Source organism: Acidaminococcus sp. AM05-11 (assembly GCF_003472805.1).
Classification (GTDB): domain Bacteria; phylum Bacillota; class Negativicutes; order Acidaminococcales; family Acidaminococcaceae; genus Acidaminococcus; species Acidaminococcus hominis.
Genome location: NZ_QRMX01000015.1, coordinates 26575 through 42927, shown reverse-complemented (window position 1 = coordinate 42927; position 16353 = coordinate 26575). Strand labels below are relative to the sequence as shown.

11 protein-coding genes are annotated in these 16353 nt (G+C 44.0%); 1 reads left to right on the top strand and 10 read right to left on the bottom strand.

Features of this window, described 5'->3' with window-relative positions; translation table 11 throughout:
- Positions 1-746: 746 nt before the first annotated feature.
- The 7 genes from DW089_RS08090 to DW089_RS08060 form a co-directional block, all read right to left on the bottom strand.
- A complete protein-coding gene (locus DW089_RS08090; RefSeq protein ID WP_118287065.1) occupies positions 747-3101 on the bottom strand; it encodes a DUF262 domain-containing protein in 2355 nt (784 codons plus the stop codon).
- A 160-nt stretch (positions 3102-3261) separates the two neighbouring features.
- On the bottom strand, positions 3262-3960 hold the full coding sequence (locus DW089_RS08085; RefSeq protein ID WP_118287064.1) for a hypothetical protein: 699 nt from the start codon (positions 3958-3960) through the stop codon (positions 3262-3264).
- Between the two features lie 51 nt (positions 3961-4011).
- Complete coding sequence (locus DW089_RS08080; protein WP_118287063.1) at positions 4012-4575, bottom strand: zinc ribbon domain-containing protein; 564 nt, start codon at positions 4573-4575, stop codon at positions 4012-4014.
- 5 nt (positions 4576-4580) lie between these two features.
- Positions 4581-5195: a hypothetical protein gene (locus tag DW089_RS08075; protein ID WP_147351157.1), complete on the bottom strand. Its 615-nt coding sequence runs from the start codon at positions 5193-5195 to the stop codon at positions 4581-4583.
- A 220-nt stretch (positions 5196-5415) separates the two neighbouring features.
- Positions 5416-6105 (bottom strand): hypothetical protein, encoded by a 690-nt coding sequence (locus DW089_RS08070; RefSeq protein WP_118287061.1) that lies wholly within the window; start codon positions 6103-6105, stop codon positions 5416-5418.
- Positions 6106-6308: 203 nt separating this feature from the next.
- Positions 6309-8171, bottom strand: coding sequence for a DUF2075 domain-containing protein (locus DW089_RS08065; RefSeq protein ID WP_118287060.1), 1863 nt, complete (start codon positions 8169-8171; stop codon positions 6309-6311).
- Positions 8172-10070: 1899 nt separating this feature from the next.
- The gene (locus DW089_RS08060) at positions 10071-11249 is read right to left on the bottom strand and encodes a 2-methylaconitate cis-trans isomerase PrpF family protein (protein WP_118287068.1); all 1179 of its coding nucleotides are present in this window, start codon (positions 11247-11249) and stop codon (positions 10071-10073) included.
- Between the two features lie 132 nt (positions 11250-11381).
- On the opposite strand from DW089_RS08060, the gene DW089_RS08055 reads away from it, so the two are divergent.
- Entirely contained in the window at positions 11382-12347 is a 966-nt protein-coding gene (locus DW089_RS08055; protein WP_118287059.1) for a LysR family transcriptional regulator, read from the top strand.
- Here the strand turns inward: DW089_RS08055 and DW089_RS08050 are convergent.
- Genes DW089_RS08050 through gltS form a run of 3 tightly spaced genes read right to left on the bottom strand, consistent with a single transcriptional unit; the run spans position 12344 to position 16321 of the window.
- Positions 12344-13717 (bottom strand): MmgE/PrpD family protein, encoded by a 1374-nt coding sequence (locus DW089_RS08050; protein WP_105325484.1) that lies wholly within the window; start codon positions 13715-13717, stop codon positions 12344-12346. The genes DW089_RS08055 and DW089_RS08050 overlap by 4 nt on opposite strands.
- Positions 13718-13719: 2 nt before the next feature.
- Complete coding sequence (locus DW089_RS08045) at positions 13720-15084, bottom strand: MmgE/PrpD family protein (RefSeq protein WP_118287058.1); 1365 nt, start codon at positions 15082-15084, stop codon at positions 13720-13722.
- 19 nt (positions 15085-15103) lie between these two features.
- Positions 15104-16321, bottom strand: coding sequence for a sodium/glutamate symporter (gene gltS, locus DW089_RS08040; RefSeq protein ID WP_158572346.1), 1218 nt, complete (start codon positions 16319-16321; stop codon positions 15104-15106).
- Positions 16322-16353 lie beyond the last annotated feature (32 nt).

Here is a 16353-nt window from a genome sequence, read left to right as displayed (position 1 = left end):
ACTGTTGAGGAATCAAGATGGAATATATAGCGGCGCCAGCGCCGCAGAAGGAGTCCCACACAGCTAAATTGGTCAAATGAGAATACTTTTGCGTGAAATCGAAGAGATTCGAGTCACGATAAGCTGCAGCAATGAAGGAAAAGGAGCACTTTCAACAGTTTGAAGTTTGGAATCCAGGTTCTTCAAACTGTTGAGGAATCAAGATGGAATATATGGCGGCGCCAGCGCCGCAAAAGGAACCTTCCCCACCCCGGGCCCTTGGATTCTTAGATTGGCCGGCCCTCCCCTTCCTGTTAGGCGGGGAGGGCATGGGTAGTGCTGGCCTGTACTGTAGGTGTTTTTGATAGTGAATGTAGTGGTAAAGCTATCGTAACGATTAACAATTGACCAGTAGTGGTTAAGACTGCCTTCTGAGTGGTTCGCCGTGCTCCAATCAGTTTCGCTCTTCGAGCTCACTTCTTGGACGGCTATCACATAGGTCGCATATTCCAAATGTCCTTGAGAAACTTTATTGACATTTGGATGCGACCGTAAAGCGTTGGAGAAGGTGTCGCCGGGAGGCGACGGATGAGGTTTGCCCAAGTATTGCGGCCACCGGCCGCCTGCCTTCCACTTACCTGTTCGCTATGCGAACAGGAGAAGAGGAAGGTGCCGGCAAACTTGCCGGCGGATGGAGTTCAAATCCAAAATGCTCGAAGGGCTAAGTAACGCTCATCACCCATCCCTGCAATTATCAAGCTTTTCCTTTACTTTTCTTCATACCCAAAATGCGCTTTGACTTTCTGGTACGTATCCTTTTTCGACAAAGTATAGGCCACCAACGGCACGCTGGTAAGGCCTTTCTCCCAATACCCGTCTGCGGGATCAGCCACTGTTTTCAGCCATTGGACCCGGATAAAAATTTCTTTTTCAGGGTTCAACTTCTGTTTGTCCGGTTCAGAGATCCAAGGTGCTTGTGCCACAGGGACCCGCTTTCCAGCTACCGTTACGGTAAATTTAGTCATCTCGACAGCAGAATCCACACATTTCCCAATACCAACAAAGCCAAAACCAGCAATCAGGCAGAAAACCAAATCCCCTGTCTGAATGTTTTTCAAATAGCGCCCGCTGGCTTCATTGTTAGCGGACAAGAAACCGTACTGCAGTGCATCCGCCCAGCTCCGGTCTTTGTAGCTGACAGTAAATTCCTTGGGCTGGACATTTTTAAAAAATTCCCGTTCTTCTTCCGGCGTCCAGCCTCCTGCCAATTCCTTAATATCCAACGGATTCCATATATCACTGGCCATTTGCAGGTAAATATTTGTCCGTTCCGCAATACTATCCGCTGTAATCTTAGGCATGGGTTTGAAGCCATAGACGTTTGCCACTTTGTTGATAAATTGCGGATTATGGTTATAGAAGTCTGGATTCAGCGCTTTTGCCAGAACATTATCCGCACTATAGTTTTTAACCTTCTCCTCATACTGGATAGCCTGATAGCTGCGGTTTCTATCCCTGGTAAGGATTATCAGATTACCAATGGATTGACGAGCTTTCTGAAAGTCTTCTTCGTCGGGGAAAGCCTCCAGATAATCCTGGTGTTTATTAGGCATAATATGCTCGATATCATAGGTGTTTCCCTTCCGCTTCCGGTCTACATAGACATTAAAATCGGACTGATTTCCCATGAGCACATTGGCATAAGAAGTAAATCGGGCTAAAAAGTGCAGCATGTAACGGGAAGTAAACTGGTTCAGGCCAAAATTGGTAATTCCGTCCAGGTTTGCATCCATTCTTCTTAATTCCCGAAGGTATACCAGACCCATGGTTTTGCAATCCTGGTTGCGGGTATCTATGAGCACCCTAAACAATAGATATTTATTGGTATTCCAATTGACCCGGCTAAAATTAAAAATACGCACAGACGCAAAATCATCCACAAATTTGGAAGCCATCCGTATTTTCTTATCGACAATTTCGTCCGGATCATCATTTTTCACAGTCGCCAGGATGAGCATTGTCTGATAGCCCAAATCCCGGTTGGCATTGTAGAAAACTTCCTCAAAGCCGGGAGTCAGCTTTGCCCCGTATTGTTTTACCCGTAGGTACAGTCCTGTCATGCGGGACATTTCCTTCATAACGAAATACTTAAAGTCGCTGCTTTTGGCCAAATGCATTTTTTCCTTGGCATAATCCCGCACCCAAGAATGGAACTTTTCCCCCAGCAGCTCATAGTCCCTATCCTTGGACCCCTTTTTGCTTTCTCGCAGGGTCATAGCATACTTGGCCCGCAGCCAGATGGAGATAAATTCCACATCTTCCGTATTGACCTGGCCACTGGTATCGTTGGCACTGGCGGCTTTGATGGCATTGATATTCTCCTGCCATTTGCGATTTACTTCCAGCCGGTCTGCTTCAGCCACCTGCTGGATAATGTATGCCTTCAGCATTTCCGCACTGTTCAGGCTCAAGCCCCGGTCATTCATGGTCAGGAAAATCGTATGGGCTTCATCTTCAGAAGGCGTATCAATTTCCAAAAGCAGAACCTTCTCCTTCAGCCAATAGATAAAGTAGGTCAGCGCTTCCCCTTTTAGTTCCTCAGGAAACAACTCTTCAATATCCTGATACCGATTCATCAGGTTTTTGGTGCTTTCGTTGTCAGGCTCATACACAGCATCATTTTCCATCAGAGCATGCATGCAGGGAATACGTTCCGGTACGTATATATTAAAGTTCATTTGCCCATACGCATCGGAATAAATCAGAGACTTTAAGTCTACACCTTTATCCAACCCAAAAAGACCCTGTTGCTTTTGAAGATTTTGCAGGTAAATCAGCAGCAGCGTCAACGAAGTCAATCGCTGTTGGCCGTCAATGATTTTTTTGTTGTCACCCTCAGTGCAAATAATGCACCCCATATAATAGTAGCCATAATGAGCCACTTCTACCGTAGAATCGTGATTCTCCGGATCATAATATTCTTCAAACGTATTTTGGAAATCCGACAACATCTGCTCAATCTGTTTTCTGCCCCACCGATACTCCCGTTGAAAATAATCCACCGAAAAATGCCGGTTCTCCAAAATCTTCTGCAACGTATCCGTTTTATCAATCTTTTTCAAGTCGTACCCCCTATCTGTGCCCTATCGAAAATGATACCTCTCGAATTATGCACCCAAGACTCTGGGATCCTTCCAGCGCATCCAGGTTCTTCTTGTACCAGCACTAAGAACCTTTAACAATACAACCCCTATCTCAGCACCTTACGCCCAACGACTCCCCTCACCAAATCGCATCATACAGCTTTTCTTCCAGCGAATCCGGCAGGATCGGATACGCGGCCTTAGCAAAACTCTCCGCATCAATGTACCCGCCTTTTCCCAGCCGCACAAGAGAATACGCAATCGGTACCGTATACGATCTTTCTCTGCGTCTCATAGTATAGTGCGCTATGGTCCAGGTACCTTTCGGGCTCAGCCTTTTTGTCCATACCGAAGCGTATTCGGTGCCTTTTACCACGGTGGAATTATCCACATAAAAATTACATCCCCCGTTGTCGGTCCCCAAATAATACCATCTGTCAGGAGAAGTATGGATATCCTGGGGCCACAGATAGGCGTAAATCACTTCATTGTCGGATTCAGGGTAACACTCAAAAAAGCGCAGCTTTGAATCAGATTTCACCAGGTCGGCAATTTTTCTTGTCCCATCAGGCGCAAAAACATACCTTGCCTTTACCGCAGCCATTTTGACTTTCCGTTTTAGTACCAGCTGCTGCAGTATACTTTTACCCTCCGGGGTTATATATTTTTTCCACACCACGGCCTCATTGTTATCTTTTTGCACAGAAGCTGTATCAATAAATTCACTGGCTGCCCCATCCTGGGATTCCCCCAAGTATTGCCAATCCGCCGCAAACGCTGTCCCGGTACACAGACACAGAAGCAACACCAGCCCCATTAGTTTCTTCACAATAAACATCTTCCCTTCTTTCCAGTAATATAGCAAGCTTTCCCCACCTGCAACCTGATTTTATCGGCTTTTAGATAAACGATATACAACATAAAAGAAAATCCCGCATCCTACTGCCCCTTCTACACCCCATATAACGCTTGCTACAAGAAGTATGATCCCGGCTATTTTTTTAGTGACTGACGAAATATCTTTATATCCGGTATAATACCATAAAATATAGGCTACAATTACTGCCGTAAAAATACCAGGGACGGTATATTCAACCCGTGGATTTACATTTAAATCGCCTTCAGCAACCAAGTTTCCTAAGCTCCTTATAACCGCAAAAACCACAAAAAAGCCGATCCATAATAAACAGCCATTCCTCTGGTTTGAAGGTTTTTTCTCTTCTTCATCATTCTCGTGCCCCAATTCCGTTTCTTGTGTACCATTATTAGAAGATTCAACCGCATCTGGAATTGTCAAATCTAAATTGATCTCATCCTTTTCTTGTGGTTCTTCTTGTGTCCCGATACTAGAAGAATCACCCATTTTTACGGCCAGTGGAATTACTTTGGCTCCGCAATATGAACAAAATACAGAATCATCCTTTATTTTCTTCCCACATTTAGAGCAATACATAAAAACTACCCCTTAACCCTGATATTCTTTATAGAATCAATGACTTTCGCCTCTGTCTCTTTATCATCCTCTGAGTACACATATGCAGCGGCCCATAATTCATTGTTCTTTATAATAACTAGCATTTTTACCTTCTTTTTTCCTAGACTATCTGAATCAACTGTCATGTCTATTAATAAAGCTGGAATTCCGCTAATTGTTAATTTTTGGCCGTTTATTTTTAAATTTGAATATTCATTTCCCTTACTCTGTAAACGCTTTTCAAACATTTGTATGATATTACTTGTATTATCATCTTCTATTAGTTTGTTTACATCATCGTTTTTATATTTATCTGCTATAGTATAAAAACATAAAATTCCATTATCTTTTACAAAGGCCTTACGATGAGACATATGCTGCACATCATTTTCCGGAATCGGATATGTTTCCCCTTCAGATGCTATTTTGAAAGGAAGTTTTACCTCCATAGTTGATGCAGTGCCATGCAATTGCACTTCTTTATAAGCAGCAGACCTTCCATCTTTTACCATTTGGACAAGACCGCCTGTTTTGCAGCTTACGCAAACTCCCATAATCAATGTGATAAGTAATGTAATAATATTTGTTCTAATCATCACTTACATCCTTCCTTAATTCCTTAGCTATTCAATTTGCAAAGAACAGCTTCTTTCCAATTTTCTGTTCATCCAGGGACGTATTTTACATTAGAAATCGCACACCCATCTTCCCACTAAAATGCCCTCGCAAAACCCCAAGGCTCCAGGCCCCCCCAGCGCCACGCCTATAATGTACATTGCCCGCAGCAATATCTCAGCACCTTACGCCCAACGCCTCTCCTCACCAAATCGCATCATACAACTTTTCTTCCAGCGAATCTGGCAGAATGAGTTCCACATCATTGGGAAAGCCTTCAGCATCTATATACCCGTCTTTTCCGGGGTAAACTAGAGAATAGGCGATTGGTACCGTATACGTTCTTTCTTTGCGTCTCATAAAATAGTGTGCAATAGTCCAGGTTCCATTTGGGCTCGCAGATTTTGTCCATACAAAAGCGTATGCGGAATCTTTTTGTACTGTGGAATTATCTACATAAAAACTATTGCCTCTGTCGTTGATTCCCAAATAATACCATCGGTCGGGAAAAGTATTGATCTCATTAGGCCAAAAATGAGTGTAAAGTATTTCACCATCTGATTCGGGGTAAATATCACGGAAGTACAAAGCGGCTTCAGATTTAGCCTCATAAATTGTTTTCCTTTTCCCATTAGCATCGAAAACATACTTTGCCTTTAGCGCATCTTTTCTTTCTTTATGTTTTATGACAAGTTGCTGCAAGGCAATTTTCCCATCCGGATAGATGTATTTTTGCCACACCACGGCTTTTTCATCATCCTTTTGCAGGGATGCCATATCGATAAAGCCACCGCCATCACCTAATTCCGATTCTTCCAACCGCTGCCAGTCTGCCGCAAACGCCGTTCCAGTACTCAGACACAGAAGCAGCACCAGCCACAATAGTTTCTTCATAACACAACACCTTCCCTTCTGCCCCTAGTATAGCAAGCTTTCCCCAGCTGTGGGTCGCCCAGAAAGCGACACAGGGCCTGCAAATTCCTACAAGTCCACCTGGACTACTGCCTCCGGCAAGGTGGCCTAAAAAGTCCGGGAAGGTGAAAGAGATGGTCCGGAATATTCCGGCCTATGCTAATCCAAGATTTCCTTCCACCCTTTTAAGTTATGTTTTTCAGACGACTCTTCAGATATTCCTGTAGATTCTTATCACAGCAGTAAACTGCACAGCCGCGCATTCCCCGGGACAGCAATATACGGTAAATATTCTTAATCAGCTTGGTCAACTCTTCAGGTTTATTTTTCAAACCTTTCTTTCCCGTAGCATCACAATAATTCTTGTAGACCGCTTCAATGGCATAGGTTTCCGGATTATAGATTAAATCCTTGCCAATAATGACACCTACATAGTCAAATTCCAGTCCCTGGGACGTATGCACACAGCCAACCTGATTCTGCATATTTGGATCAATAGCCCAATTAGTAGAATTCTTACGGCTATTCCAAGGCCGCGCAAAATTGAATTCTGGAATACAGACATCGGGAATCTCCGCATCAGGATTCCCTTCTTTTGCAGTGGACCAATGCCAGGCGTAACCAGCCAGCATTCTTGCCTTCCAATGCTGCTGATTTTTCTCCTGTATATACTTTTCCAACGCAAGAGGAGAATCCATAATTTGGAACTCAAAGGTTTCCTTGTCCCAACCGTCAAAGTTGGCCGTATCCCGAATTTGGAGAGTATGTTCCACCCAATTCAAAAAGCCCTCTGCTCCGGCGCAGCGGAACTGAGCCTCCAATTTTACTTCATGTACTTCGGACCCGTACTTTTGGGCCATCGCCTTAATCAAAGCGACAGAACCCTCATCTTCCAGTCGGATGCGCTGATGATCGTCAATAAAAAAGATATTGACCATTGAAGAACGAATGATATCCTCTACCTGGCCTTCACCCTTATACATATAGGCGCCCTTAGCTTTCAGCCGATGAGCTTCATCCACTAAAATTGCATCGTAACTCAAGGGAGCAGCAGCCGCAAAAGCTGAGGAACCCATAAAAAGTTCATTCAGCCGCTTTTTACTATTTCTCCGACCCTTACCCAAGGTATCAACCATCGCCAAGCGAAAAGCAGCATTGGGCGCTACAAAACGAATATTTTTTCCTTTCTTTAGCAGCGCAACAAAAGCATTCATGGCTACTACCGATTTCCCTGTTCCCGGTCCCCCATTCACTATGATAGTTGTCCGTTTCGCAGCCTTGATAGCATAGGACAAAATAGTCGCATAAGCCACTTGCTGTTCATCCAGCAAGGTATACACCGGATTTCCGTCAAGCATATCCGCAACGTATTCAATAAATTTCTTAGAAGGTCTGACTTTGCCGGAATCAATATCGTCCAGGATTTCCATCCCCTGGCCCTTGCCCACTCGTTCCGCCAGATACTTTTCCAGTTTTTTGGTATCCGAAGCAAAGAAAAGCGGGGTATCCTCATAAATAGGAGCATACTGTTCTTCCAATAACGGCTCCGGCGTCTGTTTATGATAATTGTGTAAATAGGCACAAGAATACGGATTCAGAGTTGAATCCGCAACCGCTGTATTCATATCCCTCAGAAATTGCTTGTAGGAATAGGCTTGATAAGCAGGATGCGGAAGCACTCGTTTGCCTCCACCAACATACGTACGAACCAAAAAGTCCATATCCGTTGCTTCTGCTTCGCTCCACTGCTTCAGCTCAATAATGACAAAGTTCTTGCGTTCCTTTTCATCATGACCGCTGACTACCACATCAATCCGCTTGGAAGTAGCCGGAATATTGTATTCCAACAAAATACCACTATCCGCAGGAATCGCAGACTTACGAATTACCCGCTCCATAAACTGCAAGGAATTATTCCAGGAATTCTTTTCATTGGGTGACACCCCATGCCCTACCTGAGTCAGGAAAGCATTTTCCAGGTCATCCACAATATGATTATCATCAACAGCATTACAAAAAGCAGAAGCCGTATTCTTATAAAGAATCATGCATTTCCCCTCAATCCCTGAGTAAAACCATTAGTGCAATTAAACTATAGCTAGTATTTTATATACATTTTATACTGTCAATTTTATCACCCAGGCTACCAAACATACAAGTGTATAATACGGCTTCCCTATTATTAAAGTCGATTTAGTGAGTAGGAAAGTTAAGTACAGAAGGCAAATAAGTATTTAATGAATATTTAGAAATCTAACGTTGTAAAATATCCATTTTTTGTATGCTTCCAATTATATTAATTGGTAAATACACAATCAAAAACAAAATGACAGTAGAATCTCCTGCTATACTCACTGTTCCTGCAGAAACAATGCGTAATAGCAGACTTTAAACAATTTCCTTCTAATACCCGCCTTCATTTTGGCAGCCTTTCAACAAATACAATACTTCATCACTTCCACCTTTTCCTATTTTGGCCTTTCAATCCTCACCCCAAATTTATTTTTCGACATTCTTTGCAATTACGCAATATCATGATATAATCGAAATTGTCAAAAATGCACAGTGAAACTTGCTCCTCGCGGAACGTACTTTGCGTAACAAAATATTCTTTTCTATGTTTTTTATTGTCGCTCTTTCACTTTTGCATTCCCTACACAACAATAGGCTGTGCCTAGGTTTCTCGATTGTTTCAGCCCTTCGAAGCTGCCTTGATTTTGGCTTATTATTCTGCGATTGGCAAAAAGAGCGCCTTATGTTTCATACTTGCACATAGCAGGTTAACGAAATATTTTCCCCAGGACATGGCCCTGCTAGCTATAATAAAATCCAGATAAATATAAATATGGGGTATATCTTAAAAGTACAAATAGCCCTATTACGCCCAAAATCAGTCCAGAAACAGTATTTTGTATACAGTCCATACCCGAGGTCATATTTCACGCTTTTCGCCCGTTAAAAACGAAATTTGGTAAGATCTCCATTTGCCGACTGCAAAATAGCCGCCAGGACTCCCTACCCGGATTACCCAGACCAGTGCCGCAAAGCCCAGGCAGAGCCTGTGTGCAAGCGCTTTCTGGGTAAGCAGCGAAGTGGTAAACGTTCTGTAGAGCAGAAGGAGTAATACACTGTAAGCGGGTAAATATAAGCTATACGGAGAGTAAAACTGTATATCTGTAGCTACGTAGTGCTATGTAAATATAAAACACCAAGCTTTTATGTTTTTTATATTATATTATCTTAACTTACATTATCTTAACTTAACTTATATTGGGTTGTCACTTGGTTGTCACTTGGTTGTCACTTGGTTGCCAAAACGAATATTTGAAACATGTATTATAAGAAATAAATATCAATATTTTTATATTTTTTAAGATGTACTGGATTTTTAAGAATATATGGAATGCTGGGCAAGCCCCCATTGCCGCTTTGCGGCATTTAGCGGTTCTCCGTATTCCATTCGCCTTCACCCTGCGGGTTCGGTTCACGGACGGCTGTCGCAGGGGTCGTATATTCCATTTCTCTACGGCCAAAGCCTTGAGAAATGGATACGACTCCCTTAGTCAGCCTGCGGTGACAGCTCCCCCAGCGGTTCGCCGTGTTCCAATCAGCTACGTCCTGACGGACTTGCTTCTTGGACGGCTATCGCATGGGCCTTATTATCCAAACAGCCACTTGCAGAATTTGTTTGGCTGTTTGGATGCGGCCGCATAAAGGTTGGAGCTTATAAATGGTCGTGCGGTCTGCGGGGTATTGGTGTGGGTCGGGCCCCCAGCCTCAACTTCAATGACAAACATTACAAAAGGACGAGAGCATTTCTGTTCTCGTCCTTTTGCTATATTCCTCAATTGCTGCGTTCTACTTCCACCCAGCTCCCCCTATGGCCTGCCTAAAGAGAGTGTTTTTGTATTTTGCTAGGCAGGCAGCTGGTGCTTCTTTAGGCTGCATCAATCACGGACGTATACATAGCCTTCCATAATACGGCGGGCAGTCCGATCCAGGTTGCCGCTGAGCACGGTATGGGTTCCATCCGGGTTATCCTTCAGGTCTGCGTAAGCATCCATAATGCCCCAAGGATGCCCAATGCGAATGTGGGTTACTTTATTGGAAGGGTTCTTGCCGTCTCCGCAAACGATTTCATTGACGATGGTACCAGGGGTATTGGCAGCCGTTACGGTGCAGATGGCGCCGGTACCCATATAGGCATCAATCATTTTCATATTTACAGAGAACAGGCGGCCCACGATATCAATCTGGTCCTTGCCAATGGCTTTGCCGCTGCCTGCGGTGTAATCCACCGGTTTGGTTACAAAAGCAATCTTCGGCAGGGTTTGGCTGTTCTTTTTGGCGTCTTCCAGGTCTTTGGCAAAGCCCAGGGTAATAGCACCAGTGCCGCGAATGACTTCCAGTTTCCGGCAGATGTCTGCACAATTAGGCAGTGCATTGAATTCGCTGGGGATTTCCGTGCCCTTTACGCCGAAGTCTTCGGGATGCACAAAGATAACAGGGTTGGCAGCATCTACAAAGCTATATTCATAGGTTTTGCCTTCTACTTCAATGGTGTCCTTTACATGGCCGGTGGGCAGAAGTTTGCCGCTGGCAGCGCCCTGGGGAGAAACGAATTTCAGGGTTACTTTGGCAGCAGTGCCCGGTACACCGTCAATGGCGAAATCTCCTTCGGTTACAGCTTTGCCATCTTTAACAGGGACCTGAGCAATAATTTCTTTTTTAGTATTGGTGTTGAAGATATGCACTTCGGTGATAGGTTCCACGGCTTTGACCAGACCTTCATCAATGGAGTAAGGGCCAACTGCAGAGGAAATGTTCCCGCAGTTCATGGTCTTGCCTACAATGGGGGCCATAACATCTACCTGGCCAAAGTCGTAGTCCACGTCAATACCGGGACGGCTGCTCTTTTTGATGACAGCAACCTTACTGGTGGATGTGTTGGCGCCGCCCATACCATCGATCTGCCGGCGGTCAGGAGAGCCAAAGGCACTCAGAATCACCTTATCCCGTTCCTTTTCATCCTGCGGCAGATCTTCCGCATGGAAGAAAACAGCTTTGGAAGTGCCCCCGCGCATATACACAGCAGGGATTTTACGATTGGGTTTATAATTCGTCATGATCATTACCCTCTTTCTCAGAATTTGTTCTGAAACTTTTTATTTCATGGTTTATTTTTTCTTGCAATTTATAATTGCAAGAAGGCCTTTGAAACGATAAAATAAGTATATAAATCTTGAAAGGAGCACATTATGCTTAACAACTACAAATACTTTATTGCACTTGCGGAAGAAAAGAGCATTTCCCATGCAGCAGATAAGCTTTATATTTCCCACCAATGTCTCAGTAAATATCTTAAAAATCTGGAGCAGGAATATAATGTTGCCTTCTTTGAACGAACCCCCAAACTCACTTTAACGCCAGCAGGCCATGCGATGTTAGACACGCTCCGGCAAGTTCAATTTCTCGAACAGAATCTGGACAACCAATTGGAAGATATCCGCCTTTCAAAGAAGGGCCGTATCCGTGTAGGGACAACGGAAGGCCGCTACCGGGTGTTAATTCCTGAGTTGATTTCTGAATTCAAAGCTCTCTATCCAGAGGTGTTGTTAGATGTAGAGTACGCTGTTTCAAAAGAACTGACGGATCGGGTTTTAAAAAATGAATTGGATCTTGTCCTCATTAATCAAGATGGTGTCGATCATCATCAGTTAATATCCAAACCGCTGCTGAATGAACAGTTGTACCTGGTCATCTCTGACAATATGCTGGCACAATATTTTCCGGATAATTATCCTGCTTGCAAAGAGCAATTTGCAAAAGGTGTTGATCTGGCAATGTTTCAGAAGGTGCCATTTATTCTCAATCGCAAGACCTTTAATTCTCGAATTGCCTTGGAAAATTACGCTCAAGCACGGAACCTGCAGCTGAATTGTGTCATGGAGCTAACCCAATTGGATATCCATTTTATGATGTCCGCCCGGGATTATGCAGCCAGCATTTGCTGGACTATGTATCTTCCCTCCATTGCAGAAATGAATCAGCTTCATCCGGAACATCATTTAAACGTATTCCCCATTGCTGGTTTGGATGCTCGCAATCAATTTTCCTTGGTTACCTTAAAGGAAAAGATCCTTCCGGATTATGGGAAAAACTTTATCCGTTTAGTACAACGAAAATGTGCTTCGTTTGCTGACTTGAACCCGTCCACCATTTAGCGGGCGGTGTTCAGGATATCCATCAGCGGGTTTATTTGACTGGCTTCATCCATGGATTGAATCAAAGCCAGCAATGTATCTGCTTCCTTCTTAGGCAGCACAGATTCAGTATTAATCCGGAATTTCTGCTCCAGTTCTTTCCAACCAATGGGATTACCCGGAGACCCTTTCAAATCATACAATTCCTTTTCATACACGGTACCATCTTTTAAATAGACCTTTACTTTGGCACCTCTGCGCTTTGGATAAAGTTTTTGAACATCAGGATCAACTGCGACAGTAACCAAATTACCGAGCTTAATATTAATGGGGTCCTGTGTATAACGCTCATCCAAATGGGCAATGCCAAAGCAGTGTTCATGCAAGGCCAGGGCAACGCCGTAAGCTAAGCTGAATTTAGCTTCTCCGGCATCCTTCGGAGCTTTGATAATACCGGTCATGTCGTAGGCTACCTGGTGGGTCCCTACCCATACTTTTTCAACAGCTTCCCAAGAGAAGCCATGTTCAGCCACCAAATCAAGGACAGCTTCAATTGCAGGCTGGGAATGTCTGGCAGTAGGATACATTTTACTATAGGTATCACCAATCAGGAATTTCTCCCCAAGTCCTTCACAAACCTTTTCAGGATCAACATTTTCTGACTTGGCCTTAAAGAATCCAGACTTGCCTTCAAAGGCGCTGAGGGAACCTTCCATATTTTCCTGAGCGTAATAAGCGGCTGCAATGCCGTTATATACAGCATTCCCTACCTGAATGCATTTAGAAGCCTGACCTGTTACAGTAGCTTCCATTAAACCGGAGGCATACAAAGCGCTAAGGCCCAGACCTTGCTCCAATTGATTTTCCGTCAAATTCAGCAATTTTCCGGCCACAGCCATGGAGCCAATTGTGTCATCATTACCAGAAGGATGAAACCCCTTCTTGATTTGGTAAGGTGCCATATTTGAAGCTAATCTGTAGACAATATCATAGCCAATAACAATGGCTGTCAAAATTTCCTTACCGCTGCAGCCCAGTGCAGAGCCTAACGTCAACGCTGTAGGAATAATCGCGGCGCCGCAATGTACGCCTGCATTTTTATGGCCATCATCCAACTCAATACCATGAGCAAAGGTAGCGTTGATCATAGCCGCTCTTGCCAACGGGAACTCTTTTGCACCACCCGTAATAACAGCAGTATCGCCTTTTCCAAACTTCCTGCAGGCTTGCAGGAAGTTTTCTTTATATTCCCAATGGGAGGCACCAGCCAGTGCAGCTCCCAAGGTATCCATAATTCTTTCTTTGGCAATCTGAATAACATCCTGCGGAAGCTTTTCGTATGTGGTCTCCGCAATAAAATGAGCAAAACGCTTAGGGATTATATAATCCATTGTTAGTTAGCCTCCTTAATCCGATGCAGCATTTCTGTCAATACATCGGAAGGACTTGTCACTTGTTCCAACGACTCAAGGGTATTCCAAAGTTGCTTTGCATACTCTGCATCAGCAATTTCTTGAACATGTCCCAGGAATTTCTTTTCAATGGTACCTGGAGGGAACGGAGATTCGCGATCACCATCAGGAATTTTCTTCAAGACTTCATACTCTTTGTTCTCGTTTGTCGTAATACGTACTTTGGCTGCGCCCCACAAACTTTTATCTTTTTTGGCCATCTCTGCAATTTCTGAATCCAGCAATACGATTACTTTCCTGGACAGGGAAGCAATTTCAGGGTTCTGCAAATTTTCTTCCATATAGTCATCGCGTACTACCCCAAACTTTAACAGATTTGCCACCGCATAAGGAACGCTGGTCTGTGCCTGTGCACTGTCTTTGGAGTCGTAGGTTCCTGCATCATAAAGGAAAGGTCCGCCAAATACCTGAACCGTTTTTACATCTTCCAACCGCAGCTGGTGATCCGACATAATCTTGTTCACAGCATCCAACGTGGCATGGATACGTCGTACACAGGCATGAATCTTCATATATGCATATTGAATATCCCAGCGCAGTTTCGGTTCTTCCAACAGTTCGCGGTCTGGATGAGCCGAGAAGGCGTTAACAAAGCCTAATTTTCCTTCATATACGTGGGAAGGCCCGCCTAAACCATAAGCTGCAATTTGAGCTGCGGCAATTCCCACTTTCGCGCCAAAGCCAGCCACAAGATACTTTTGGGCAGATCCATCAATTGCACTTTGATTTAACCCGCCAATTACGGCTGCAGCCAAGGAAATGGCATCCACCAGCTGTTTTTTGGAAAAGCCCATCAAGGTTCCAGCAACCACTGCGGCAGCAGCAGCGCCGCAGGCACTGGTGGCATCTATGCCTCTTTCCAAATAAGCAGACGGATTAATCACCCGGCCCTGCCAACAATATACTTCGTAGCCCTTAATAATGGCTTCCAGATATTTTTTCCCATCCACCTTTTCTTTGGGCAGAGTCATAGCCATGGCAGCAGCTGTGGCCTGTATTACAACACCAGGGTGAGCCATGGCAAAACGATGGCCATCATCCATATCCAACATTCTGGCGGAACTTGCCATCCACATGGCAAGTTCCTCAGCAACAGGCTTTTCGCCCAGTTTGTCTTTTAACGCCTCATGCAATTGACGAGACATACTCTTTTTGGTGCTGGCACAAAAGATTCCGATAAAATCGGCAACGTATTCTTTGGTTAACTTTAGAATATCTGGGGGAATTTGCTCATAAGACATATCATCAAACAAATTCACCAGTTTGCTTACACTTGTTTCTTCCATTCGAATGCCTCCATATACCTTATGCAAACAGATTGATAAAGGTGGTAATCAATGCTGCATTAATCAGTGAAGTGAACAGGCCGCCTACAAAGGGTACAACCAATCTGGATTGTGGTGCGGGGCTGTATTTTTCTTCAACAGTAGCGATGTTCATCATAGCGTTCGGGGTTGCCCCAAAACCATAGCCAATCTGAGCTGCACACATTACAGCCGCTTCATAATCCTTACCCATCAGCGGGAAGGTAACCAGTACTACATAAGCGGTAGTGGTGATCACTTGCACCAGCAAAATGATTGCCATGGGAACAGCCAGATCAATCAGCTGCCACAGTTCTACAGACATCATTGCCAAAGCCAGGAAAATATTCAAGGAAATAGAACCTGCGATATTTCCTTCCCGTTCGTAGGTGGGATAGAGATGTGTATAATCGGAAATGTTTCGAATAACCACAGCCACCAGCATGGAGCAAAGGAAAACTGGAATAGTAATGCCAGTGGATCTTTTGATCAATACGTTCAATACAACACCAAAGGCCATCGAGATGAAAATATGGAAAGCCATCAGCATCACATGAGAGATAAATTCTTTTTCAGAAATTTTCAATTCGTCTGTAGAGCCTTCGCCTTCGTTTTCCACTTCTAAGGTCTTTTCCACTACATTCGTACCACTGAGCTTAAATTTTCTAATCAAAAAGTCAGCTGCTGGGCCGCCTAATAAACTACCGAATACTAAGCCAAACGTTGCCCCTGCAATTGCAACCGTTGTAGCACTATTAATACCCATACTCTGAATTTGCGGACCAAAAGCGCCAGCATTGCCGTGACCGCCAACCAGAGGAATAGACCCAAGGCAGAGCCCTAGCAATTTGGGCAGGCCAAGAGCAACAGCAGTATAACCGCCGATAATATTCTGCATAGTAATAAGAATGGCAGTACTTACAGTCAGCAAAATAATGGGTTTTCCAGCTTTCCGCACAGTTTTCATAGAAGCAGAATACCCAATGCTGGTAAAGAAGGCTACCATGCAAAGGTTTTGAAAGACTGCATCCAGCTTTAAGTGCAAAATGTTGTATTGATGAAAAATCAGATTAATGACGGCGAAAAGGATACCACCAACAACGGGTGTAGGAATACAAAACTTCCGCAAGAACTTCAGATGGTTTTTGATAATGCTGCCAATATAGAAAAAGAACAGTGCCAAAGCAACAGTTGCATACAAATCTAATGTGACTTTCACGCTCAACATCTCCTTAAAAATAGGGTATTCAT

What these genes read in the sequence shown, in the direction of transcription:
- DW089_RS08085 (WP_118287064.1), bottom strand. Translation starts at nt 3,960, where the DNA reads ATGTTTATTGTGAAGAAACTAATGGGGCTGGTGTTGCTTCTGTGTCTG.
- DW089_RS08080 (WP_118287063.1), bottom strand. Translation starts at nt 4,575, where the DNA reads ATGTATTGCTCTAAATGTGGGAAGAAAATAAAGGATGATTCTGTATTT.
- DW089_RS08070 (WP_118287061.1), bottom strand. Translation starts at nt 6,105, where the DNA reads ATGAAGAAACTATTGTGGCTGGTGCTGCTTCTGTGTCTGAGTACTGGA.
- DW089_RS08065 (WP_118287060.1), bottom strand. Translation starts at nt 8,171, where the DNA reads ATGATTCTTTATAAGAATACGGCTTCTGCTTTTTGTAATGCTGTTGAT.
- DW089_RS08060 (WP_118287068.1), bottom strand. Translation starts at nt 11,249, where the DNA reads ATGACGAATTATAAACCCAATCGTAAAATCCCTGCTGTGTATATGCGC.
- DW089_RS08055 (WP_118287059.1), top strand. Translation starts at nt 11,382, where the DNA reads ATGCTTAACAACTACAAATACTTTATTGCACTTGCGGAAGAAAAGAGC.
- DW089_RS08050 (WP_105325484.1), bottom strand. Translation starts at nt 13,717, where the DNA reads ATGGATTATATAATCCCTAAGCGTTTTGCTCATTTTATTGCGGAGACC.
- DW089_RS08045 (WP_118287058.1), bottom strand. Translation starts at nt 15,084, where the DNA reads ATGGAAGAAACAAGTGTAAGCAAACTGGTGAATTTGTTTGATGATATG.